The 22800-nt window shown below is 49.9% G+C and carries 22 protein-coding genes and 1 tRNA gene; 16 read left to right on the forward strand and 7 right to left on the reverse strand.

Features of this window, described 5'->3' with window-relative positions; genetic code table 11:
- Positions 1 to 4: 4 nt before the first annotated feature.
- The 4 genes from tusD to rne form a co-directional block, all read right to left on the reverse strand.
- Positions 5 to 403 carry a sulfurtransferase complex subunit TusD gene (gene tusD / locus Q4526_RS12185; protein WP_303609644.1) on the reverse strand — a complete coding sequence of 133 codons (399 nt, stop codon included), beginning with the start codon at positions 401 to 403 and terminating at the stop codon, positions 5 to 7.
- A gap of 45 nt (positions 404 to 448) precedes the next feature.
- Entirely contained in the window at positions 449 to 1126 is a 678-nt protein-coding gene (locus Q4526_RS12190) for a Bax inhibitor-1/YccA family protein (protein ID WP_215977364.1), read from the reverse strand.
- 191 nt (positions 1127 to 1317) lie between these two features.
- Positions 1318 to 1408, reverse strand: a tRNA-Ser gene (locus tag Q4526_RS12195).
- A gap of 145 nt (positions 1409 to 1553) precedes the next feature.
- Positions 1554 to 4544: a ribonuclease E gene (gene rne / locus Q4526_RS12200; RefSeq protein WP_215977365.1), complete on the reverse strand. Its 2991-nt coding sequence runs from the start codon at positions 4542 to 4544 to the stop codon at positions 1554 to 1556.
- 634 nt (positions 4545 to 5178) lie between these two features.
- Between rne and rluC the strand changes: the two genes are divergently transcribed.
- Both rluC and Q4526_RS12210 read left to right on the forward strand, forming a co-directional pair.
- Entirely contained in the window at positions 5179 to 6174 is a 996-nt protein-coding gene (rluC, locus tag Q4526_RS12205; RefSeq protein WP_215977366.1) for a 23S rRNA pseudouridine(955/2504/2580) synthase RluC, read from the forward strand.
- Positions 6175 to 6177: 3 nt separating this feature from the next.
- On the forward strand, positions 6178 to 6837 hold the full coding sequence (locus Q4526_RS12210) for an HAD-IA family hydrolase (RefSeq protein ID WP_215977367.1): 660 nt from the start codon (positions 6178 to 6180) through the stop codon (positions 6835 to 6837).
- A gap of 26 nt (positions 6838 to 6863) precedes the next feature.
- Here Q4526_RS12210 and Q4526_RS12215 read toward each other — a convergent pair whose 3' ends face one another.
- A complete protein-coding gene (locus Q4526_RS12215; RefSeq protein ID WP_215977368.1) occupies positions 6864 to 7460 on the reverse strand; it encodes a nucleoside triphosphate pyrophosphatase in 597 nt (198 codons plus the stop codon).
- Between the two features lie 178 nt (positions 7461 to 7638).
- On the opposite strand from Q4526_RS12215, the gene Q4526_RS12220 reads away from it, so the two are divergent.
- The 13 genes from Q4526_RS12220 to Q4526_RS12280 all read left to right on the forward strand — a co-directional run bounded on the left by Q4526_RS12220 (position 7639) and on the right by Q4526_RS12280 (position 18826).
- Positions 7639 to 8181 (forward strand): DUF177 domain-containing protein, encoded by a 543-nt coding sequence (locus tag Q4526_RS12220; RefSeq protein ID WP_215977369.1) that lies wholly within the window; start codon positions 7639 to 7641, stop codon positions 8179 to 8181.
- Between the two features lie 53 nt (positions 8182 to 8234).
- Positions 8235 to 8417, forward strand: coding sequence for a 50S ribosomal protein L32 (gene rpmF, locus Q4526_RS12225; protein ID WP_215977370.1), 183 nt, complete (start codon positions 8235 to 8237; stop codon positions 8415 to 8417).
- 29 nt (positions 8418 to 8446) lie between these two features.
- Entirely contained in the window at positions 8447 to 9451 is a 1005-nt protein-coding gene (gene plsX / locus Q4526_RS12230; RefSeq protein WP_303609645.1) for a phosphate acyltransferase PlsX, read from the forward strand.
- Between the two features lie 98 nt (positions 9452 to 9549).
- Complete coding sequence (gene fabD / locus Q4526_RS12235) at positions 9550 to 10491, forward strand: ACP S-malonyltransferase (RefSeq protein WP_215977371.1); 942 nt, start codon at positions 9550 to 9552, stop codon at positions 10489 to 10491.
- A gap of 20 nt (positions 10492 to 10511) precedes the next feature.
- Positions 10512 to 11255, forward strand: a complete 744-nt coding sequence (gene fabG / locus Q4526_RS12240; protein ID WP_215977372.1) for a 3-oxoacyl-ACP reductase FabG — start codon at positions 10512 to 10514, stop codon at positions 11253 to 11255.
- Positions 11256 to 11445: 190 nt separating this feature from the next.
- Positions 11446 to 11682 (forward strand): acyl carrier protein, encoded by a 237-nt coding sequence (gene acpP, locus Q4526_RS12245; protein WP_020209685.1) that lies wholly within the window; start codon positions 11446 to 11448, stop codon positions 11680 to 11682.
- 138 nt (positions 11683 to 11820) lie between these two features.
- Positions 11821 to 13062 carry a beta-ketoacyl-ACP synthase II gene (fabF, locus tag Q4526_RS12250; RefSeq protein WP_215977373.1) on the forward strand — a complete coding sequence of 414 codons (1242 nt, stop codon included), beginning with the start codon at positions 11821 to 11823 and terminating at the stop codon, positions 13060 to 13062.
- Between the two features lie 22 nt (positions 13063 to 13084).
- Positions 13085 to 13960, forward strand: a complete 876-nt coding sequence (gene pabC, locus Q4526_RS12255) for an aminodeoxychorismate lyase (protein ID WP_215977374.1) — start codon at positions 13085 to 13087, stop codon at positions 13958 to 13960.
- Positions 13961 to 13969: 9 nt separating this feature from the next.
- The gene (mltG, locus tag Q4526_RS12260) at positions 13970 to 15022 is read left to right on the forward strand and encodes an endolytic transglycosylase MltG (RefSeq protein ID WP_303609646.1); all 1053 of its coding nucleotides are present in this window, start codon (positions 13970 to 13972) and stop codon (positions 15020 to 15022) included.
- 82 nt (positions 15023 to 15104) lie between these two features.
- On the forward strand, positions 15105 to 16805 hold the full coding sequence (locus Q4526_RS12265; RefSeq protein ID WP_215977376.1) for a glutamine--tRNA ligase/YqeY domain fusion protein: 1701 nt from the start codon (positions 15105 to 15107) through the stop codon (positions 16803 to 16805).
- Positions 16806 to 16839: 34 nt separating this feature from the next.
- Entirely contained in the window at positions 16840 to 18228 is a 1389-nt protein-coding gene (gene cysS, locus Q4526_RS12270; protein ID WP_215977377.1) for a cysteine--tRNA ligase, read from the forward strand.
- Positions 18229 to 18259: 31 nt separating this feature from the next.
- Entirely contained in the window at positions 18260 to 18604 is a 345-nt protein-coding gene (locus tag Q4526_RS12275; protein ID WP_215977378.1) for a rhodanese-like domain-containing protein, read from the forward strand.
- Between the two features lie 18 nt (positions 18605 to 18622).
- Positions 18623 to 18826 carry a hypothetical protein gene (locus Q4526_RS12280; protein ID WP_215977379.1) on the forward strand — a complete coding sequence of 68 codons (204 nt, stop codon included), beginning with the start codon at positions 18623 to 18625 and terminating at the stop codon, positions 18824 to 18826.
- A 118-nt stretch (positions 18827 to 18944) separates the two neighbouring features.
- Here Q4526_RS12280 and Q4526_RS12285 read toward each other — a convergent pair whose 3' ends face one another.
- Together Q4526_RS12285 and ccsA are read right to left on the reverse strand one after the other, a co-directional pair.
- Positions 18945 to 20219 (reverse strand): HlyC/CorC family transporter, encoded by a 1275-nt coding sequence (locus Q4526_RS12285; protein ID WP_215977380.1) that lies wholly within the window; start codon positions 20217 to 20219, stop codon positions 18945 to 18947.
- Between the two features lie 82 nt (positions 20220 to 20301).
- On the reverse strand, positions 20302 to 21102 hold the full coding sequence (gene ccsA, locus Q4526_RS12290) for an inner membrane protein YpjD (protein WP_215977381.1): 801 nt from the start codon (positions 21100 to 21102) through the stop codon (positions 20302 to 20304).
- A gap of 245 nt (positions 21103 to 21347) precedes the next feature.
- Here ccsA and ffh point away from each other — a divergent pair, with 245 nt between their 5' ends.
- On the forward strand, positions 21348 to 22736 hold the full coding sequence (ffh, locus tag Q4526_RS12295; protein ID WP_215977382.1) for a signal recognition particle protein: 1389 nt from the start codon (positions 21348 to 21350) through the stop codon (positions 22734 to 22736).
- Positions 22737 to 22800: the final 64 nt, after the last annotated feature.

The raw sequence follows: 22800 nt of genomic DNA on the forward strand, positions 1-22800 counted from the left end.
TGAGTTAGCTACCGAAGGTTATGGTTCTATCGCTGACGGAACTGGCGGCAATTAGCTGGCCTAAACCGCTAAGGCTAAAGCAGGCCCCTAAATTGGCGGCATTTTTTTCATAGCGTGTTTGCTCGTTGTGGTCCAGAATGCCGCGCTTTAATGCAGCGGCAATGCAAACCACGGCATCCAACTTATATTCGTTAATTAATTGAGACCAGCTGGCGGGGAGGTCGGCTTCATCTTGAGGCGGGGCGATCAGCGAGCTGGCATTATGAACGCCGTCAGCATAAAAAAACAAACGCTCAATTTGATGATTTTGCTCCAGCAATGCGTGGCAAAATTCCAGTGCTGAACGACTACTGAGGCTACCCTCGGGCGCGCCTAAAATAACAACGGTAAATTTCATGGGCATTAAAAAAGCCCCATTAGGGGCTTTTCCGTTGGCGGAGCTAATTGATTAATCTTCACCCGCACCCAGTAAGTGCAGCAGGCTGGTGAAAATATTGATGATGGCTAGGTACAAGCTGGTTGTGGCCATAATGTAGTTGCGCTCGCCGCCGTGAATAATGTTGCTGGTTTGAAACAAAATGATGGCTGACATCAAAATAATCACACCGGCCGAGAATGCAAGGCTGAGCATTTCTAGGTGGTAGCCAAATAAGGAGGCGCCCATCAGAAGCAGCATGGCTCCAATCATTACCATAACACCCATAACCACAAAGCCTTGTAAAAAGCTAAAATCTTTGCGGGTAACTAAGGCGTAACCGGACAAGCCCAAAAACGCAAAAGCGGTGCCGCCGAGTGCTTGTAATACAATGGAGGTGCCGTTGGCAAGAGCTAGGTAGTAGTTCAGCATGGGACCCAAGCTGGCGCCAATTAAGCCGGTAAAGGCAAAAACGACCACTAAGCCTGCGGATGAGTTGGCCGTGCGGGGTAGTACAAACCACACCAGAGCGATAGCGACTAGGGACATGATTAGCCCGGCGCCGTGGGACATATTAGCGGCCATAGCAATACCCGCTGTTAACGCGCTAAACGCTAAAGTCATTGATAATAAAAGATAGGTGTTGCGCAAAACACGGCTGACTTCGGTAGTTTCCGGTATAGCGGTTTGTGCTGTGCGAATATGTTCCATTCAGAATGCTCCAATTACTCAAAAGTTAGGGTAATCATACAACCTTGGGAAAGCAATGCAATGATTTCCGGTGTATTTACAGTATTAGATATGGGGTTGCAGGATAAGTTTCTTCAAGGGTTGGTAAAGAAATTTTAAGCATAAAAAAAGCGCCAATTAAGGCGCTTTTTTTATGCTCGTTAGAGCCAATATGGCGGAAGGGCAGGGATTTGAACCCTGGGTAGGCTATTAACCTACGCCGGTTTTCAAGACCGGTGCTTTCAACCACTCAGCCACCCTTCCGAAGTGGGGCAAATTATACATGGGATTTTAGGACTGGCAAGTAATAAATCCTAAAAAAACCTTTTTTTTCTTACACTTGCATAATTATTCGGTTATTTGTACAAGGACTGAGCACCTGGCCGAGAAGTCGGCCAGGTGCTGTACTCTATTGGCTTGAGTCGCCTTGTTTTTGGGCCACGCGTGGGTCATTAGCGGGGCGTGTCAGGTTACGCGGATTGTGAATAACCCTCGACGGTTTGCTGGTGTCCAATGCCCGGGGCAGAGGCGTGGTGCGTTTCTCCGTCTGGATGCGAATCTGCTGCACGGGTTTTGGGCTTGTGCGTGGATCATTGCTCGCTCTGCTAAAAACACGGGCAGTTTCTTGCCCGCCATTTTTATTGGCAATTTGCACGGTTTGGTTTTTTTCTGCACCAGATGTATCCGTCTTATCAGCCGACTTTTCCGTCTCAGTTGTAGGCGAGGCGCTTTCCGCTTGTGTGTCTGAGGTGGTTGATTCAGCTTCGGCTGCAGGGGCTGAGACTTGTTGATCGGTCGATGGTGCTTGTTCATCAGCCGGTGAAGCCTGCTCAACTTCAGCTTGAGCAGGTTCAGTAGCCTGGGCGTTGTTTTGCTTAGACTCTACCTCTGCACTGGCTGTAGGTTTCTGCTCAGTCTGTGCATTGTTGGTTTGCTCAGCATTTGGCTTAGTGTCAGCCGGTGTAGCGCTAATTTGCTCACTAGAGGCGTTTGACTCTTTGTGTGCAGGAGCTTCTTGCTTACTGACAGAGGCAGCTTCTGGAGCGGGGTTTTGATTTTCCTCGCGTTTAGCTTCTGTTGGATTACGCTGGGCCGGTTTTTGCTCATCGTTAGTGTTTGTAACGTGAGTTTGCACTTTACCTTTGTTATCCGCTCTGTTGTCGGTTTTGTCATTTGCGGGGCTGTCTTTGCGGTTGCCGCCTTGTTTTTCATTGGCTGATTTTTCGTTAGGCGCATTGTTTTCTGTATTCGCATTTTGTTTTTGCGTGTCGCCGGTTTCGCCATCGCGACGACGACGGCGCTGATTGCGACGACGGCCCGAGGGGCGTTTCGCTGGGCGCTGTTCATCTTTGTCGGCCACAGCTGCGGCCTGTGGTTCATCGCTTTGGTTTTGTTTTGTCGGCTCGGCATCGTTTTGCTGGGTGCGGTTATCATCGCGATCGCGGTTGCGATTGCGGCCGCGACCACGGCGTCCACGGTTAGAGCGGTTGTCGCTGCGCTCTTGCTTGCCTTGGTTGTCGTCGTTGTCTTTTTCTGGCTTATTCGCTTTGCCTTTGGTTGTGTCTTTGGTTTTGGCGTTAGCTTGCGAATCGCGCTCATCGTTTTTACCGCTGCCACGACGGTTGCGGTTTTGTTGTTTGCCGCCACGACGCGAGCGTTGATTGTTGTTTTTACGATTGTGCCCTTTGCCCTTGGGTTGTTCCTTTTTCTCCTTCTCTTCGTCGGCAAATACCTCTTGCAGCCATGAAATTAAGCGTGCAATAAGGCCAGGTTGGGCTTTGGCGACTGGAGCCGGTGCTTGTTCAACGGGTGCTGTAGGCTGCACTAAAGGTTTCGGCAGTGCCACAGGCGGCTCTTCAGAGGTAGAGTCGTGCTCGTGATGTTCGTCGCTGGCAACAATTTTATAGCTGGTTTCCAAGGTGCCGTCGTCATCATCGCGCAGGCGCTGTACTTCAAAATGCGGAGTGGTCATTTCACCGTTGGGTACGATAACGACTCGCGTATTATTGCGCTGCTCGATACTGAAAATCGTTTTACGTTTTTCATTGAGCAAATAAGTCGCCACAGACATGGGCGTAATTGCCCGAATTTCTGCACTGCGTTCTTTTTGCGCTTCTTCTTCGACCAGTCGCAAAATAGACAGTGCCAGTGAGCGCGTGCCGCGAATAGTGCCTTGACCGTTACAGCGTGGGCAGGGTTTGGAGTGCACTTCGCCCAGTGATGGGCGCAATCGTTGGCGTGACATTTCCAGCAGGCCAAAACGAGAGATGCGACCAATTTGAACACGAGCGCGATCCATGGATAGGGCGTCGCGAATGCGAGTTTCTACTTCGCGCTGATTGCGGGTGGATTGCATATCGATGAAATCGATTACTACCAAGCCGCCCATGTCGCGCAGGCGCAATTGGCGGGCAATTTCATCGGCCGCTTCTAAGTTGGTTTGAACGGCTGTCTCTTCGATGTCTCCGCCTTTGGTGGCGCGTGAAGAGTTGATGTCAATTGATACCAAAGCTTCGGTTACATCGATAACAATCGAGCCACCGGACGGTAATTTCACTTCGCGCTGAAAGGCGGTTTCTATCTGACTTTCTATCTGGTAGCGATTGAATAGCGGGATATCATCTTCATAAAGTTTTACCCGGCTGCCAAAGTTAGGCATCACCTGGCGAATAAATCCGGAGGCTAGTTCAAACGATTCTTTATTGTCGACAATGACTTCGCCTACGTCTTGACGCAGGTAGTCTCGAATGGCGCGAATGATGACGTTACTTTCTTGAAATAAGAAAGTGGGGGCGCTTGAATTTTTGCCGCCTTTGTCGATGGATTCCCACAGTTGCAGTAGGTAGTTTAAGTCCCACTGGAGCTCTTCGGCGCTTCGGCCAACACCGGCTGTGCGAATAATAATGCCCATGCCGTTGGGGATTTCGATATGGCTGAGGGCATCGCGCAGTTCGGCGCGATCTTCACCTTCAATGCGGCGCGAAATACCACCTGCGCGTGGGTTGTTAGGCATTAATACCAGGTAGCGTCCGGCTAGGCTGATAAAAGTTGTCAGGGCAGCGCCTTTGTTACCACGCTCTTCTTTATCAACTTGAACAATAACCTCAGTGCCTTCTTTAACCACCTCTTTGATTTTGACGCGACCGTCTGAATCGCCAGATTTGGCAAAGTATTCGCGGGAAATTTCTTTCAGGGGCAGAAAGCCGTGGCGTTCAGCGCCGTAGTCGACGAAGGCAGCCTCTAGGCTGGGTTCGACTCGTGTGATGCGGCCTTTATAGATATTGGCCTTTTTTTGTTCGCGATTGCGGTTTTCGATATCGAGGTCGTACAGCCACTGGCCGTCAACCAGTGCAACGCGCAACTCTTCGGGTTGAGTTGCGTTAATCAGCATTCTTTTCATGCGTTTCCTAGTCTTACTTTGTTGGGCGCAGCAGCCCAGCGACTCATCAACGCTAGAGTGTCTTGTGTTGTCGCGCCAAGCCAGTCAAGGCTCGGCGGCTAATCGATTGAATTCTTATTGAACTTCGTCGTCAGCCAGAGGCGATGGGCTCTTCGGGCTGAAATGTCAATATTCTGTCGGTTAACCTAATGTCCGGGCGCTCCCGGTACGTCACGTTTGCCTTTTCGGTGCAGTAGGCCAGTAGGGCCGTTAACTGTGTGCTCAGGAGAGGCGTTCTCTCCGATGTACATTTCTGCAAGCGTCCGGCTTGGTAATTCACAAAACACGTTTAGCGGATCAATCGCATTGCGCCAGCTGCGCAATGGTTTGGGTGTTCGCGCTGCGGCTAAGCCTGTTTGATGGCTCTGCGCGCGCGTCGCACCTGCTCAATTGCTTTCTTGTGGCCCCTTAATACTCATCTTAGTCGGTGCCAGTTAGCTGGCAGCGGTATTCCCTCGCGACACGCCTAAAAATGCAATGTCCGGAAACCTGCCTGTCCCAGCTGGCTCGAATATATCAGCTATAACAAGTTGCAGCAAATCTTTATTTGCTTATGCGTTCCGGCTGGGGCGGGTTTGCTGGTAAACTAACGCTTATGACAAGCCATTCAAAACCCGCCCCCTCGCTCGATGACCGTTTTGCTCGTGTGCAACTGTTAGAGGTTGATGCCGATCTTGCTGGACAGCGAATTGATAATTTTCTTGTGGCGCGCCTTAAAGGTGTGCCGCGTACCCATGTCTATAAATTGCTGCGCAAGGGGGAAGTGCGGGTCAATAAAGGCAGGATTAAAGCCGACTACCGTATTAAAGCTGGGGATATGGTTCGCTTGCCGCCCATTAAGGTGGCCGCACGCACCCCGCCGGGTAAATTAACTCAGGGGTTGGGGCGTAAGCTCAGCGAAGCCGTACTGTACGAAGACGACGGTATGTTGGTGATTAATAAGCCCCCGGGTATAGCTGTGCATGGCGGCAGTGGTGTGAACTTGGGGTTAATTGAGGCGTTGCGTCAGTTGCGCCCTGAGGCGCGCTACCTAGAATTAGTGCACCGTTTGGATCGCGACACGTCGGGATGCATCATGGTCGCCAAAAAACGTAGTTATTTGCGTCATTTGCAGCAGTGTCTGCGAGAAAAAACAGCTGGCTCAGACTCGATCACTAAAGTGTATCAGGCGCTGGCTGTAGGGCGCTGGCCTAAAGGTGCAGCCGAGGTAAGGGCCCCTTTGTTAAAGCTTGACTTGGCTGGCGGTAAAGAGCGTATTGTTAAGGTGCATCCCGATGGCAAGCACAGCTTGACCCGGTTTAAGGTGCTTGAACGCTACGAGGATTTTACCTTGCTGGAGGCGCGCCCGGTGACGGGGCGTACCCATCAAATTCGTGTGCACGCCCAATATAAACAGTGCCCATTGCTGGGGGATGAGAAGTACGGACGCGATGAGGTGAACCTGCAAATGCGTAAGCTCGGCGCCAAGCGTTTATTTCTGCACGCCAGTTCATTAACGTTCCATCTGCCTCATGAGCTCGGTCGGGTCACCGTAGAGGCGCCGCTGGCGGATGATCTGGCCTTGTTTATTCAAAAGCTGCAGGAGCGTTAATCGTTGTTCTTTATATTTGACTGGGATGGAACGCTCAGCGATTCCACTGCCACTATTGTGTTAGCAATGCAGCGCGCTGCCGAGGATATCGGCTGGCAGCGCCCAGAGGCCGAGGTTGTGCGCAATATCATCGGTTTGGGGCTGCCCGAGGCAATTGAGCGTATTTACCCCGGTATTAATACTGCAAGCTCCGCCGCGCTGCGCGATGCGTACCGTGAGCATTACACGTTGATCGATCAGGCCGACCCGGCTCAGCTCTATCCTAAAGTGCTCGATACCTTGCATCAATTGCGTCAACAGGGGCATATATTGGCCGTGGCAACGGGCAAGAGCCGGCGCGGCCTGGATAGGGTGCTTAAAGCTCTGGAGTTGGAAACCTTTTTTCATGCCAGTCGCTGCGCGGATGAGACTGCCTCGAAACCGGATCCATTGATGTTGGATCAATTAATGGCTGAAGTTGCCATGGGGCCAGAGGTATCGGTTATGATTGGCGATACCGAGTACGATATGGAGATGGGGCGACGGGCTGGTATGGATCGAATTGCTGTATCTTATGGGGCTCATATTCGCGATCGTTTGATCCCTTATGAGCCGGCCCTGTGTATGGATTGTTTTTCTCAGCTGCTCAGCTGGAAGCGCTTGGCCAACCCTCTTGAAAAATAATTGTTACATGTAAGCTCGGTTGCCGGCTATTTTGATGGCTTGGGGCTCAGTGGGTCGATACCGGCCAGAGTTAATAGAGATGTTAGAGTGATCAGTGGCAGTCCGATTAAACCTGTTGGGTCTGCACCTTCCATTTGTTCAAACAGGGTTATTCCGAGTCCTTCACTTTTAAAGCTTCCGGCACAATCGTACGGCTTCTCTAATGTTAGGTAGGTGTCGAGCTGCTTTTCGGTTAATGATTTAAATTTGACGCGGTAGGTGGCAAGCTTGCTGTACTCCTGTCCGGTTTTGCTGTCGTAGACACATACGCCTGTATGAAAATCAACCCATTCTCCTTGTGCTGCTTTGAGCTGCAGTAGTGCGTTTGTATGGGTGCCCGGCTTGCCCATTGCTTGGCCGTTTAGGCAGGCCACTTGGTCGGAGCCTATAATTAAGCTGTCAGGGTGGGTGCCCGCCAGTGCACAGGCTTTGTCACAGGCGAGGCGCTGGGCCAGTGCCGCAGGTGTCTCTGTGCTTCGGGCTGTTTCGTCAACTTCGGGCGACAGGGCTTGAAAGGGCAAGCCCAGGCGCTTTAAGAGTTGGGCGCGGTAGGGAGAGCTGGAGGCGAGTATAATGGAGCGCATTGGTTTAGTAGTCTCTGTAAGCAGGGCCGGTTATTGTAACAAATCATGCTTTTTTTCTGTGTTTTGCCTTTGTCACTGAGCAAAGGCACTGGAATGTGGCAAAAACCGGGTTAAATTTAAGAATTTAGGGCGATTTCCCTTTGACAGACTGGGGTTGTATCCCTATTATTGCGCGCTTATGTCTCAAGCAACTACGAGTAAGTCATTGCCGCGGCGGGGAGATCCTCGCAAGTACGCCCAGCAGGGTGTAGAGCTGACCGGTTATTTGGCGCTTGACTCACTGCCGCGTTTAAGAGCTGCGGTGGTTGATGGCGAGGGTAAAATCCATGCTCGCTTGTCTTTCGGTATTAGTGACGAAGGTAAGCGGGTTCTCGATGGGCGAATTGAGGGCTGTGTCAATTTAATTTGCCAGCGCTGTTTGGAGCCTGTGGAGCACGAGATAAGCAGCACAATCTATGTAGGTATTGTGTGGAGCGAGGATCAGGCGAAAGCGTTACCGCGTTCGATTGACCCTTGGATAGTAGGCGAAGGCCAGGCCGACTTTTACGATATTGTCGAAGAAGAAGTGCTGTTGGATTTGCCGCAGGTAGCCTATCACGCAGAACAGTGTGTCCCCCGGGAACGCTTTTCTAGTGAGTCTGCCGAAGAGGTCGGGGCTAAAGGGCCCAGGCAAAACCCGTTTCAAGTTCTGGAGCAACTTAAAGGAACGCCGAAAAAGTAGTTTAACTACCCGAGGCGCCCCAGCTTCAGTTTTTTGTTATATAGGAGTTAATCATGGCTGTACAAAAAAGTAAAAAGACCCGTTCCAAGCGTGGAATGCGTCGTTCTCACGATGCGTTGACCGGACAAACCTTGTCTGTTGATCCAACCAGTGGTGAGAAGCACCTGCGTCACCACGTAACGGCTGACGGTTTCTACCGTGGTCGCAAGGTTATCGAAACTGCATCAGACGAGTAAGCTTGTCTAGCCGATGAGTCGATTCAACCTTGGCTGAATCAATAAGATTGGCATTTGATGCGATGAGCGGGGACTTCGGTCCCCGTATTACTATTCCTGCTGCACTCGCTTTCGCCGAGTCTGCCCCCAGTGCGCACTTGCAGTTATATGGCAATGTCAGCGCTCTCAACGAATTTCTGCCTGCCCAGCTACCTTCTAATATCTCATTGCATGACTGCAAAGGGGTTGTGGCGATGGATGCCGCCCCCAAAACTGCACTGCGTACGGCTCAGGGCTCTTCCATGGCTGAGGCATTAGAGGCTGTGGCCAGTGGTCGGGCTGAGGCCTGTGTCAGTGCGGGCAATAGCGGTGCGCTGATGTTACTTGCCCGTCGCCAGTTGGGCACCTTGGCCGATATTGAGTGGCCGGCCTTTTGTAAGGCGATGCCTGTCGAGCAAGGGTCAACTCTTATGCTCGATCTGGGTGGTAACGTGCAGTGTGATGCTGATCAGTTGATTCAATTTGCACGTATGGGCAATGTGTTGGCGCGCGGTCAAAGTATTGGTCCGGGTAGCGTTACACCGACCATAGCACTGTTAAATATCGGAACAGAGCCCGGCAAGGGTACCGCTGCGATTCGACAGGCAGCCCAGCAGTTGTCTGCGCTGAGTGAGCTGAATTATGTTGGCTTTGTAGAGGCGAATGATATCTTTACCGGCAAGGTGGATGTCATTGTCTGTGATGGCTTTAGTGGCAATGTCGCACTGAAAGCCAGTGAGGGGGTGGCTCGCTTAATAACCCGACGCATCGAAAAAAGCTTTAGCCGGTGGCCCGGTAAGCTGGCCGGGTTGATGCTTTGGCCCATTTTGCGGCATTGGCGTCGCGAACTGAATCCAGATGCGTATAATGGCGCGATTCTGGCGGGTCTTAAGGGAACCGTTATAAAAAGCCATGGCGGAGCGCAAGTACAGGCAACCCTCAACGCGTTAAATTTAGCTTTACAGCAAGCAGGCTTAGATATTCCCAACAAAATTAGCCGCGCCTTAGATTGTTAGTAGCTGTCGTTTTAACAATCAGGGGGCATGGCCAGGATTAACCATCATTTACCTGGCTGATTAATACATTTTTTTGCAGATAAACAAAAGAGAAAATTATGACCATTGCAAATCTGGCCTTTGTTTTCCCCGGTCAGGGCTCACAAAAAATTGGTATGTTGAGTGAGCTCGCCGCCGAGTACCCATTGGTATCAGAAACTTTCGCCGAAGCCAGCGAGGTTCTCGGTTATGACTTGTGGGACCGTGTGCAAAACGGCACGCAAGATGAGATCAATATGACTGAGTGCACGCAGCCGCTCTTGTTAACAGCCAGTGTGGCCTGTTGGCGTGTGTGGTGCGAGCGCGGCGGTGCCCAGCCTGCCTTTATGGCAGGCCACAGCCTCGGTGAGTGGTCTGCACTGGTCTGTGCTGGTGTGGTCGCATTTGCTGACGCGGTTAATCTGGTCCGTCAGCGCGGTAAGTTTATGCAAGAAGCTGTACCTGCAGGCCGGGGGGCTATGGCTGCCATTATTGGTTTGGATGACGACGCTATTGTTAAGGCGTGCAGTGAGGCGGCCCAGGGCGATGTTGTTTGTCCGGTAAACTTCAACTCCCCAGGGCAGGTGGTTATCGCAGGTACCGCTGATGCCGTGCAGCGCGCCATGGAGTTGTGCAAAGAGGCGGGGGCTAAGCGCGCACTGCCGTTGCCAGTGAGTGCGCCGTTTCACACCAGTCTAATGCGGCCGGCGGCGGATCGACTGGCTGAGTTGGTTGAGGCGACAGAGTTCAGTGCCCCCAATGTGCCAGTTGTGCATAACGTCAACGCGAAAACCGAGTCGGATCCGGCGCGCATAAAAGCGCTTATGATTGAGCAAATCTATGCGCCAGTGCTGTGGGTGGATTGCGTCAATGTCATGGTGGATGCGGGTGTAACTCAAGCGCTAGAGTGTGGGCCGGGTAAAGTGTTGTCGGGTTTGGCCAAACGTATTAACCGCTCTTTGGCGGCGGCCGGCTTGGAGTCACCTAAAGATATTGACGAAGCGTTGTCGACAATAGAATAAGTTTTACAAGAGATAACATTATGAGTTTAGAAAATAAAGTAGCTTTGGTTACTGGTGCTAGTCGTGGTATCGGCGCTGCAATCGCCGATCATTTAGGTAAAGAGGGGGCGATTGTTATTGGTACAGCCACTTCTGAAAAAGGGGCTGAGGCCATCTCTGCAACACTAAAAGCGGCGGGCCATCAAGGCTGTGGTATGGTGCTTAATGTGACCGATGCCGATTCAGTGCAAAACTTGCTCTCAGCAGTGAATGAGCAGTATGGTGCGCCTGTAATACTGGTGAATAATGCTGGTATCACCAAAGACAACTTATTGATGCGCATGACGGATGAGCAATGGTTCGATGTGATTAATACAAATTTAAGTGCCATTTATCGTCTCAGTAAGGCCGTGTTGCGCGGTATGATGAAAAATCGCTGGGGCCGCATCGTCAATGTCGGTTCGGTAGTCGGTTCTATGGGCAATGCTGGTCAATCGAACTACGCTGCCACCAAGGCTGCTGTGGCAGGATTTGCACGCTCACTGGCCGCTGAGGTAGGTTCACGTGGTATTACGGTTAATACGGTTGCACCTGGCTTTATTGATACTGATATGACTAAGGTGTTGCCGGAAGAACAAAAAGCCGACCTGTTAACAAGAATTCCATTGGGGCGCTTGGGTAAACCCGAAGAGATCGCCGCTGTGGTAGGATTTTTAGCATCTGACGCAGGTGGCTATGTATCTGGTGAGACAATCCAGGTAAATGGCGGCATGTATATGTGTTAGTGAGATTTGTAACTCATTGATATTATTGGAATAAATAATAAAGGGTAAAGTTTTTTTACCCTTTGCGTTACAACCAGGCGAAATAGATGTAAAATGCGCGTCGATTTCGCCGTAGATAATATGGAACCGCCACAGTGGTTCTGAATGTGACGGTTTCGTCGATACTACCTATTAGGAGTTGAATTAGATCATGAGCAGCATTGAAGAACGCGTAAAAAAAATCGTTGCTGAGCAACTGGGCGTTAAAGAAGATGAAGTGAAAGCCGAGGCTTCTTTCGTTGAAGATTTAGGCGCGGACTCACTGGACACAGTAGAGCTTGTAATGGCTTTGGAAGAAGAGTTCGAAACAGAGATTCCGGATGAAGAAGCCGAGAAGATCACCACTGTTCAGCTGGCCATCGATTATATCAATGCCAACCTGGCGTAATCTGCGAATTTCTTGATTCCAGATTTGTACGAAAGCCGTATTATTGCAAAATAGTACGGCTTTTTCTTTTCATCGTTGTTCACTTTTACAATAAAGTGACGGCGTGGGTTAATTACCTGTGCATGGAGAATGTGTTTCGTGTCGCGCAAAAGAGTTGTCATTACTGGCCTAGGCATGGTGAGCCCACTGGGTAACACCGTAAACGATACTTGGTCTGGTATTTTAAATGGTAAGAGTGGCGTTGCTCCCATCACCACTTTTGATGCTTCGGCATTTGCCACACAGTTTTCCGCCTCAGTGAAAGACTTCTCTGTTGAAGGCTACTTTCCAACCAAAGACGCCCGCAAAATGGATCCTTTTATCCAGTATGGGATGGTGGCAGGTATTCAGGCGATGCGTGACAGCGGCTTGGAGGTCAGCGAGAGTAACAGTGCTCGCATGGGCGTTTCCATTGGCTCTGGCATTGGCGGTATAGGTACCATTGAAAATGGCACCTTGGTCGTAGAGCATAAAGGTCCGCGCCGGATGTCGCCATTTTTTGTACCCGGCGCCATTATTAACATGATTGCCGGCAACCTCTCTATTCTTTACGGTCTGCGCGGCCCGAATCTAGCAGTCACTACAGCTTGCACTACGGGTACTCATAGTATCGGTTTGGCGGCACGTTCTATTATGTATGGCGATGCCGATGTGATGCTGGCAGGCGGTGCCGAAATGGCAACAACTCCGGTCGGTTTGGGTGGTTTTGCGGCGGCTCGTGCATTGTCTAATCGCAACGATGATCCCCAGGCGGCCAGCCGTCCTTGGGATAAAGACCGCGATGGTTTTGTGTTGGGCGATGGTGCTGGTGTGCTAGTGCTTGAAGAATACGAACACGCTAAGGCTCGTGGCGCAAAAATGTACGCCGAACTGGTCGGTTTTGGCATGAGTGGCGATGCTTACCACATGACATCGCCACCAGCTGATGGTGCGGGTGCGGCTCTGTCGATGCAAAACGCCATCAACGACGCTGGTATTGAACTTGCGAGCATCAATTATATTAATGCTCACGGCACTTCTACGCCAGCGGGTGATAAGGCCGAGTGTCAGGCGGTTAAAACGGTTATGCAGTCGGCTATAGATCAGGTTGCGGTTAGTTCAACCAAATCAATGATCGGTCACTTGTTGGGCGCTGCTGGTGCCGTTGAAGCTATCTTTAGTGTGTTAGCTATTCGGGATCAGGTAGCACCGCCGACCATCAATCTAGATAACCCAGATGAAGGTTGCGATATCAATCTCGTGCCACACACCGCGCAAGAACGAGAAATCCAAGCGGTGCTGAGTAACTCATTTGGCTTTGGCGGAACCAACGGGTCGTTGATCTTCTCCAAGGTTCAATAATTCCACAGGGTAGGCTTTTGCAGTGACCGCGAATCAAGCTCCAGTAGTTTGGGTGGATGGGGTACGTGATAAGCGCCTATCGCCCCTCAATCGCGGTCTAGCTTACGGCGATGGTTTGTTTGAAACCTGCCGCCTTGAGAGTGGTTGTATTGCGCTTTGGCCCTGGCATAGAGCGCGTATGATCGATGGCTTAGCCCGTCTGGGTATTGAGCTGTCTGGTTCAACGTTAGAGTCACTTGTCCAAAGTGCCCTAGACGATACGTCAGGCTCGGGGATTCTAAAGGTTATTGTTACACGCCAAGACGGCGGGCGAGGCTATCGAGCATCGGGAATCTGCGGCGCTTGCACCGTTATCATTCATTACCCTGCATCTATCCCGCCGCCCTCAAGCTATCGTGTTCGACTCTGCCATACACCGATTGCACAGAACCCCGCCACGGCGGGGTTGAAACATTTGTGCCGACTGGAAAACGTTATCGCGCGCTCTGAGTGGTCTGACGATACTATTCATGAAGGCCTGCTGTTGACTCAGGCCGGTGAGGTTGTTGAGGCGACTGCGCACAATATTTTTATCGCTCATAGCAATGTGTTAATAACACCAGATTTAAGCGAGTCTGGCGTCTGTGGTGTTATGCGACAGGTGATATTAAACGAAGTGGCGCCGAAGATAGGTATACCGACTAGAGTGGCCCCGCTCACGCAGGCAGAAATGATCTGTGCCAGTGAAATATTCTTATGTAACAGTAATGTGGGAATTGTACCTGTGGTGGATGTGCTTAATTCAGAGGGTGGCTCTTTGCAGCAATATGTTTCGGGCCCTGTTGTACAAAATTTGCAAGCTGCTCTGGAGCAGTTTCTGGCGAGCCAGCAATTACTGTCACCCATGCGGAGGTGCTAAGTGGGGCGGGTGGCGCTTGGTGTTATACGTAAACTTATTTTGTTGGCTATTTTGGCGGCAGCCGCTGCTAGCTTTGGTGCCTATCAATATTTCACCCAGTGGCTGTATGCGCCGCTGTCGTTGACGCCTGCTGGAATGGTATACGAGCTAAAACAAGGCAGCAGCTTAAGTCACGCTGTTACCGATTTAAGCCAGCAACAAGTATTAAAGCACCCTCGTATTTTATACTACTTTGCTCGAGCCACCGGTCAGGGGCAAGTAAAAGCTGGCGAGTATAAAATTGCCCACGGCACAACACCGGCTCAGTTACTAGTATTGTTTCATCGCGGTGAAGTGGTTGAGCACAGTATTACCTTAATTGAAGGTTGGACCTTTGCTCAAGCGGTAGAGGCGTTATCACGAGCGCCTAAGTTAACGTCCTTGCTGACTGGAAGGCCCGTTGAGACGCAGCTGTCTTTGCTGCAGCTACCCATCGATCATCCCGAAGGTTGGTTTTTCCCTGATACCTATTACTACACTGCGGGCACTACCGATGTCGAAATTATGCAGCGTGCCTATAAAAAAATGCGTGCCACATTAGATGATCTGTGGTCGGCGCGAGAGCAAAGCTTACCTTATGACAGTCCGTATCAGGCACTGATTATGGCCTCGATCGTCGAGCGCGAAACCGGAGCGTCCTGGGAGAGGCAAAAAATAGCGGGTGTGTTTGTGCGCAGGCTGAGGCAGGGAATGCGCTTACAGACAGACCCAACCGTTATTTATGGGATGGGAGCAATGTATAAAGGGCGCATAGGGCGAGCTGATTTAAGGCGGCCAACACCCTACAACACCTACACCATTAATGGTTTGCCGCCCACTCCGATTGCAATGCCAGGTCAAGAGTCGATATACGCCAGTTTGCACCCGGAGCAGGGGACTGAGGTTTATTTTGTGGCCCGTGGTGATGGTACGCACAGCTTTTCAACGACCTTGGCAGAACATAATGACGCTGTTCGGCGCTATCAACTACAGCGAGCAGACGATTATCGATCGACCCCTCCTGTGCCGGAGTCGGCGCAGTAGGAAAACAACTCCCTAGGTTATACAATAGTGAGCTTTTCTGGTGCCATTATGGCGCCGCCATTGAATCTGGATTGAGAGCAGTATGAGCGACAACCCCGTAGCGGAGAAAAATGCGGTCGAAAAACCCGCGCATTTTTTGCAAAACATTATTAAGGCTGATCTGAGTGCTGGGCAGGTGGGCGCTATAGTGACCCGGTTTCCACCAGAGCCAAATGGTTACCTGCATATTGGGCACGCCAAATCAATCTGCCTTAATTTTGGACTCGCTAAAGAATTTGGCGGGCAGTGCAACTTGCGTTTTGATGACACCAACCCTGCCAAAGAAAGTGATGAGTATGTCGAGGCAATCAAGAAAGATGTTTCTTGGTTGGGTTTTCAATGGGCGGGTGATATTTGCTTTACCTCCAACTATTTTGATCAGCTTTACGCTTGGGCGTTGGATTTAATTCGAGCGGGTAAAGCCTATGTGTGCGATCTATCTCCAGATCAGGCACGAGAGCACCGTGGTACCTTGAAAGAGCCGGGTAAAAACAGCCCCTTTCGCGAGCGCAGTGTGGATGAAAACTTAGCTCTTTTTGAAAAAATGCGTTCGGGCGAGATGCCAGAGGGTAGCTGCTCACTGCGCGCCAAAATTGATATGGCCGCGCCCAATATCAATATGCGCGACCCCATTCTTTATCGTATTAAGCATGTCAGTCACCATCATACAGGTGATAAGTGGTGCATTTACCCTTCCTATGACTTTGCCCACGGTCAAAGTGATGCTCTTGAGGGGGTGACTCACTCCATTTGTACTTTAGAGTTTGAAGATCATAGACCTTTATATGAATGGTTTATTGAGAATCTACCTGTTCCTGCTGCACCCAAGCAGTATGAGTTTGCACGTTTAAATCTGAATTACACCATAACCAGTAAGCGTAAATTGCTACAGTTGGTTGAAGACGGACATGTAGATGGTTGGGATGACCCGCGAATGCCGACAATTTCTGGCATGCGCCGCCGCGGTTATACCCCAGCATCACTGCGTAATTTCTGTGAGCGCATCGGCGTCACTCGCTCGGATAGCGTGGTTGATGTGGGTATGTTGGAGTTTTGTGTGCGTGATGATTTGGATAAAAACGCGCCTCGAGCTATGTGTGTGCTGCGCCCGTTAAAAGTGACCCTAACCAATTATGACGAAGGTAAAACACAAACCTTAACGGCGCCAGGCCACCCTAACCGTGATGATTTGCCAGTGCGTGAATTGACTTTCAGCAAAACACTGTATATTGATTGCGAAGATTTCCGTGAAGAAGCCAACAAAAAATATAAGCGTTTGGTAATTGGCAAGCGAGTTCGTTTGCGTAATGCCTATGTGATTGAAGCCGATGAGTGTGTTAAAGACAGTGCCGGTAATATCGTTGAGGTGAAAGCGCGAATCATTGACGATACCATCGGTAAAGATCCAGCCGACGGTGTTAAGCCCAAAGGTGTTATTCATTGGGTAAGTGACAGCAATCATATTGATTGTGAGGTGAGGCTGTACGACAGATTGTTTCAAGATGAAAATCCAGGTGCCGGAGGAAGTGATTTCCTTGAATGTATTAATCCGAACAGCTTAGAAGTATTAACCGGCTGTAAAGCGGAACCTTCTTTGGCCGATGCGCAATCTGAAGCACCTTACCAATTTGAGCGCGAAGGTTATTTTTGTTTTGATGAGACCTATAGCCAGCAGGCTGGCAAGCCGGTTTTTAACCGAACGATAAGCCTGCGTGACAGCTGGGCAAAAATCTCTCAACAATAACCATTTTTTTAATTTTTGTATTACAGGAAGCGTAATGTCTCTCAAAATTTACAGCACACTAACGCGACAAAAAGAAATTTTTACGCCCAATCAGGCTGGAAAGATTAGCTTGTATGTGTGTGGTGTCACCGTGTATGACTTCTGCCATGTCGGTCATGCACGGGTGCTGGTAGCTTTTGATGTTATTACGCGTTTTCTCAAAGCTCGTGGCTGGGAAGTCGATTATGTACGCAACATTACCGATATCGATGACAAAATTTTGCAACGCGCGGACGAAAATGGTGAAGACTACACTGATCTGACCGCTCGGTTTATCGATTTTATGCACGAAGATGAGCGGGCTCTGGGTATTTTACCACCCAACAAAGAGCCCCGTGCGACAGCGCATATCGATGATATTATTAATATGGTGAAAGCACTCATTGATAAAGGCCACGCTTATGCCGCTGCCAATGGCGATGTTTACTACCGCGTCAATAGCTTTGCTGACTATGGCAAACTAACCAATAAGAACCTTGAGGATTTACTGGCAGGCGCTCGAGTAGAAGTGGGTGAGGTTAAAGAAGACCCGCGTGATTTTGCATTGTGGAAACATGCCGAACCGAATGCCGTTGGTTGGGAATCCCCATGGGGCAAAGGTCGGCCGGGTTGGCATATTGAGTGTTCAGCCATGAGTAAACATTGCCTGGGTGCTAATTTCGATATTCATGGTGGCGGCCCCGATTTGCCATTTCCGCATCATGAGAATGAAATCGCACAAAGTGAGGCGGCTAATGGTTGTACCTATGCCAACTACTGGATGCATGCAGGAGCCGTTCGCCTGGATGGTGAAAAGATGTCTAAATCATTGGGCAATTTTTTCACCATTCGTGAGGTATTAAAGAAATACCACCCAGAAATAATCCGTTATGTTCTATTGGGTAGTCATTATCGCAGTCCCATTAATTACTCTGAAGACAGTCTAGTTGAAGCGCGTTCTGGTCTTGAGCGTTTCTACAGTGCACTGCGTGGTCATGAAGCCGTACCTGCCGCCTCCTTTGATACCCTGACAGATGAGTATAGCGCACGATTTGTCGTGGCAATGGAAGACGACTTTAATACCAGTGTGGCTCTGGCAGCGATGTTTGACGCAGTACGAGCCCTGAATAGCGCCACTGAAGAAGCAGTGACCAAACCATTGGTCGCAGCCATTAAATCAATGGGGCAGGTGTTGGGTATTTTGCAAGACTCTCCAGAAGCATTCTTACAGGCAGGGGCGGCGGACGAAATGTCGGCGGTCGAGGTTGAAGCTCTGATTGAGGAGCGAATAAAGGCTAAAGCGACAAAAGATTATGCCCGGGCTGATGAGATTAGAGGCTTATTAACCGACGCGGGTATCGTGTTAGAGGATTCGCCGCAAGGGACCTTATGGCGTCGAAGTTAATAAATTCAATATTAATAATGAGGTGTAACGGATGAAATGGTTGGGCTTAATTGCATCTTTAGCGGTATTGTTATGGGTTCAAAGTTCATTCGCGCATGGTGAGGGGCGAGTGGTGATTGATGTTCGTAGCGCAGAGGAGTATGCCGCAGGGCATGTTGCGCAAGCTGTCAATATACCGCACGATGAAATCGCCGAGGGTGTTATCGATATTAATGCCGAAAAATCCACCGAAATTATTTTGTATTGTCGCAGTGGGCGCCGAGCGGAGTTGGCAAAAGAGGTTTTGCATGAGCTGGGCTATACACATGTTGTTAATGCGCAGGATGCGGTTGGTGCTGAAGCAATGATTGCAGAGCATGACCATAATGCAGAATAATTCGAATGAGGTAAGGTAATGATTCGCAACCTAGGTCGCTATCGCCGGTTGGCCGCTACCTGCTTTTTAGCATCAGCCTGCTTTGTGGCGCTGGCTATTTATGGTTGGGGCTTAAGCTGGCAGGAAGCTGGGTCGTATTTGTTGATTACAGTTGTATTGTTGGCCGTATTGCTATTGCTCGCTGCCGTAATGGGATGGGTGATCCACAAATTACGTCGCTAATGCTAACCATGGAGAACCCTTAATTCCGTATAATTAGACTGACATTGCTACTGAAAAGAATGAATGGCAATGATTGTGCGTGTTTAAATGATATTTTATATCTCGTTGCAGGAGTGGGTTAAACAACTGTTTCGTCCATTTGCACCCGAAACCAGCCGATCATTTTGTCGGTGATCTCAACGGTTTCAAAAATATACTGGTCAATACTAAAGCTGACGTTGCCGTCGGGGATGCGTTCCATATACTCCATGGCCAATCCGTTTAGGGTTTTGGGTCCATCGGTGGGTAGCGACCAGTCGAGTGCGCGGTTAATGTCACGAATAAATGTACCACCGTGTATTTTAAATGAGCCGTCTTCTTGCTCAATAATATCTTCTTCACTCTCTTCGGCAATATTGGTGGTGAAATCACCGACGATTTCTTCTAGTAAATCCTCCAGAGTCACAATACCTTGGACCTCACCGTATTCGTTAACCACTAAAGCTATACGACATTTCTGTGATTGGAAATTCAGAAGCTGAGTGTGCAGTGGGGTGGATTCTGGAACAAAATATGGCTCATCCGAAAATGACAATATTTGATCTTGTGTAACTTGGGCGTCATCGCCATTTAGGAAACGCGATACATTGCGCAGGTGCAGTATGCCGGCGACGTTGTTTAAGTCATTACTGTAAACCGGAAGGCGGGTGTACTCACTGGAGCGTATTTTTTCCAGCAAGGTCTCAACGCTATCGTCCAGGTCTAGCCCCGCCACTTCATTGCGGGGAATCATAATGTCCTCGACGGTCGACTTTTCTAAATCGAGAATATTAAGTAGCATGCCCTGATGCTGATCCGGAATTAACTCACCGGCTTCATCCACGACTGTTCTGAGCTCCTCGGGGTCGAGGTGTTCTATCGTGCTGTGTACCTTATGGATGCCAAAGAGCTTGGTCACGCCGTTGGAAATAGCATTAACTAACATAACCGCCGGCATCAGCAAATAAGATAGTGGTTTTAGGATCAGGCTGGAGCCGAATGAAATACGTTCTGGGTAAAGGGTCGCTAAGGTTTTGGGGGTTACCTCGGCGAACACCAACATAAATAACGTCAGGACAATACCACCCACAAGGGCGCCAGAATCGCCCAACAGACGAATGGCTATAACGGTGGTGACGATGGCGGCAAAGTTGTTGGCAAGATTGTTGCCAATCAAAATAAGGCCAATAAGGCGATCGGGGCGCTTTAAAAGCTGCTCAACCCGTTCGGCGCCGCTGTGGCCTTTTTTACTGAGGTGTTTTAGACGATAGCGGTTAATGGCCATCATTGCCGTTTCGGAGCTCGAAAAGAACGCCGATGTGATCAGCAATATAGCCAGAATGCCATACAGCAGCTCTAGGGGGATATCGTTCAAGGAGGTGTCATACCTGTTCTAAAAACCGGCCCAGTATCTTGCAGGAGTTTGGCCGTTTGCGCAATAGAGTATGCTTGCAAACCTAGCCAATCTTTAGAATAAACTCTAAAACTAGCTTGCTACCAAAATAAGCCAGCATTAGGCAGGCAAATCCCACCAAAGTCCAGCGAATAGCGGTGTAGCCGCGCCAGCCCAAAAAGTGGCGGCCCCAAAGTAAAACGCCATAAATACACCAGGCAAGCACTGTAAAGACAGTTTTATGAACCATGTGCTGTGCTAGCAGATCACTGACAAAGAGCGCCCCGGATATGATGGCGGCGGTGAGGAGTATTTGACCGGCCCATAGCATTTCGAACAACAGTGATTCCATCGTCTGCAAGGGCGGTAGTACCCCAACAGGAGGTAGGGCACGTTTATGCTTGAGGCGGTAGATTTGGAAAGTCAAAAAAACGGCTTGCAAGGTGGCAATGGTTAACAGGCTATAGGCGGTAATGGCCAAGAGTATATGACTGGCGAGCCCCAGCGTGAGTGGTTGTACTTCGCCGGCACCGCTCAAGTAGAGTGAGCCAAACAAGGCCAGAACAGTCAGTGGTATCAGCAGTATAAATAAATTATGCACCGGTTTTTTCAGGGCGCTAAGTAAAACAATGGTGTTAACAGCAAGGAATACCAGCGATAACGTGGGGAAAAGTTGCAAATGTAGGCCTTGATCCCCCACGATAAGCTGGTGACTGGCTATGGCGTGGGCAAATACGGCTGCGCCAGTGGTGGCCAATAGCCAGCGGTGGCGCGTCGAGCTGAGCGTCTTAAACTTATTGAGTAGCAAAGCACCCGCAGCCAGATACAAGACTGCTGCGATTATGTGTACGATTAGCACGGGCATCCGGTTGAAATTCCCTTATTTACCTTAATCTCTATCTGTAGAGTGTGTCATAAGCGAGCGAGCTTGAGAAGTGTTAAATGAGAAACGTTATTAACTATTCCGATTATGGTTAGCCCCCGGTGTTGGCGTTGTTCTGGCATGTTGAGTTTGCTTAAGTCGGGTCTCAGGGCAAGACGAGAGGGGGTCATACACGGTATAATTTGCCCAATGTTTGCAATACGCCCAAGATTAGGTGTCATTTAGTTATGTTTGAGAATCTCCAAGATCGGTTGTCTGCCACCTTTAAAAAGGTGTCGGGTAAAGCTCGTCTAACTGACGACAATATTCAAGCGACTTTGCGCGAGGTGCGCAAAGCACTGCTGGAGGCAGATGTCGCCCTGCCAGTGGTGAAAGATTTTGTCGGACGTGTGCGCTCCCGGGCACTGGGTACCCAGGTGGGTAAAGCGCTTAACCCAGGCCAGCAATTTCTGAAAATTGTTGAAGCCGAGATGGTCGCGGTGATGGGCGAGTCTAACGAGTCCTTGAATTTAGCGGCGCAACCGCCAGCGGTCATATTAATGGCTGGCTTGCAAGGTGCCGGTAAGACCACCTCTGTGGCCAAGCTCGCCAAGTTTCTTACTGAGCGTGAAAAGAAAAAGGTTTTGGTGGTCAGCGCCGACGTTTATCGTCCGGCTGCGATTGAGCAGCTCAAAACCCTGGCGCTTGAAATCGGTGTCGAATGTTTTCCCTCTACCGAGCAAGATAAGCCATCGGCGATTGCTGATGCGGCACTGGATCATGCCAAACGTCAATTTTACGATGTCCTGATTGTCGATACAGCCGGCCGGTTACATATTGACGAAACCTTGATGGGGGAGATTCAGGGGCTGCATAAGCAATTAAACCCGGTAGAGACCCTGTTTGTGATCGATGCCATGATCGGTCAGGATGCTGTTAACACTGCCAAAGCATTTAATGAAGCGCTGCCTCTAACTGGTGTGGTACTAACCAAAGCGGATGGTGATGCTCGCGGTGGTGCGGCTCTTTCGGTACGTCATGTAACGGGTAAGCCAATTAAATTTCTTGGCATGGGTGAAAAAGTCGATGCCTTAGAGCCGTTTCACCCGGATCGTATTGCATCGCGAATTCTCGGTATGGGCGATATTATGTCGCTTATCGAAGAAGCTGAGCGAAAAATAGACAAAGATAAAGCCGAAAAGCTGGTTAAAAAAGTCTCTAAAGGCAAAAGCTTTGATTTGGAAGATTTGCGCGACCAGCTCCAGCAAATGCAAGATATGGGTGGCTTGGGCAGCCTGATGGACAAGTTACCGGGTATGGGTAATATGGGGCAAATGGTTCAGCAAGCCGATATGGGCAGTCAATTTAAGGTTATGGAGGCTCTCATTGGTTCAATGACTCCGTGGGAGCGCAAGCACCCAGATGCCTTAAACAGTTCGCGTAAACGACGAATTACTGCCGGTTCTGGAACACAAATCCAAGACCTTAACCGTTTGCTAAAACAACATAAGCAAATGGCTAAAATGATGAAAAAAATGAAAGGTGGCGGCATGTCGAAAATGATGCGTGGTTTGGGCGGTATGATGCCCGGTGGTGGCGCTCCAGGCGGTGGCTTGCCCCCAGGTTTCGGTCGGTAAGACTTTCCTCAATAGCGCCGAGCACTGCTCGGCGTTTTTGTATTTAGGGGGTGTACAAAGTACT

This window comes from Gilvimarinus sp. 2_MG-2023, from assembly GCF_030547685.1.
GTDB lineage: Bacteria > Pseudomonadota > Gammaproteobacteria > Pseudomonadales > Cellvibrionaceae > Gilvimarinus.

Coding starts and splice junctions, on each gene's coding strand:
- ccsA (WP_215977381.1), bottom strand. CDS start 21,102: ATGCCCGTGCTAATCGTACACATAATCGCAGCAGTCTTGTATCTGGCT.
- acpP (WP_020209685.1), top strand. CDS start 11,446: ATGAGCAGCATTGAAGAACGCGTAAAAAAAATCGTTGCTGAGCAACTG.
- ffh (WP_215977382.1), top strand. CDS start 21,348: ATGTTTGAGAATCTCCAAGATCGGTTGTCTGCCACCTTTAAAAAGGTG.
- fabG (WP_215977372.1), top strand. CDS start 10,512: ATGAGTTTAGAAAATAAAGTAGCTTTGGTTACTGGTGCTAGTCGTGGT.
- Q4526_RS12280 (WP_215977379.1), top strand. CDS start 18,623: ATGATTCGCAACCTAGGTCGCTATCGCCGGTTGGCCGCTACCTGCTTT.
- rluC (WP_215977366.1), top strand. CDS start 5,179: ATGACAAGCCATTCAAAACCCGCCCCCTCGCTCGATGACCGTTTTGCT.
- Q4526_RS12220 (WP_215977369.1), top strand. CDS start 7,639: ATGTCTCAAGCAACTACGAGTAAGTCATTGCCGCGGCGGGGAGATCCT.
- rpmF (WP_215977370.1), top strand. CDS start 8,235: ATGGCTGTACAAAAAAGTAAAAAGACCCGTTCCAAGCGTGGAATGCGT.
- fabD (WP_215977371.1), top strand. CDS start 9,550: ATGACCATTGCAAATCTGGCCTTTGTTTTCCCCGGTCAGGGCTCACAA.
- Q4526_RS12275 (WP_215977378.1), top strand. CDS start 18,260: ATGAAATGGTTGGGCTTAATTGCATCTTTAGCGGTATTGTTATGGGTT.
- rne (WP_215977365.1), bottom strand. CDS start 4,544: ATGAAAAGAATGCTGATTAACGCAACTCAACCCGAAGAGTTGCGCGTT.
- Q4526_RS12215 (WP_215977368.1), bottom strand. CDS start 7,460: ATGCGCTCCATTATACTCGCCTCCAGCTCTCCCTACCGCGCCCAACTC.
- Q4526_RS12190 (WP_215977364.1), bottom strand. CDS start 1,126: ATGGAACATATTCGCACAGCACAAACCGCTATACCGGAAACTACCGAA.
- tusD (WP_303609644.1), bottom strand. CDS start 403: ATGCCCATGAAATTTACCGTTGTTATTTTAGGCGCGCCCGAGGGTAGC.
- cysS (WP_215977377.1), top strand. CDS start 16,840: ATGTCTCTCAAAATTTACAGCACACTAACGCGACAAAAAGAAATTTTT.
- Q4526_RS12265 (WP_215977376.1), top strand. CDS start 15,105: ATGAGCGACAACCCCGTAGCGGAGAAAAATGCGGTCGAAAAACCCGCG.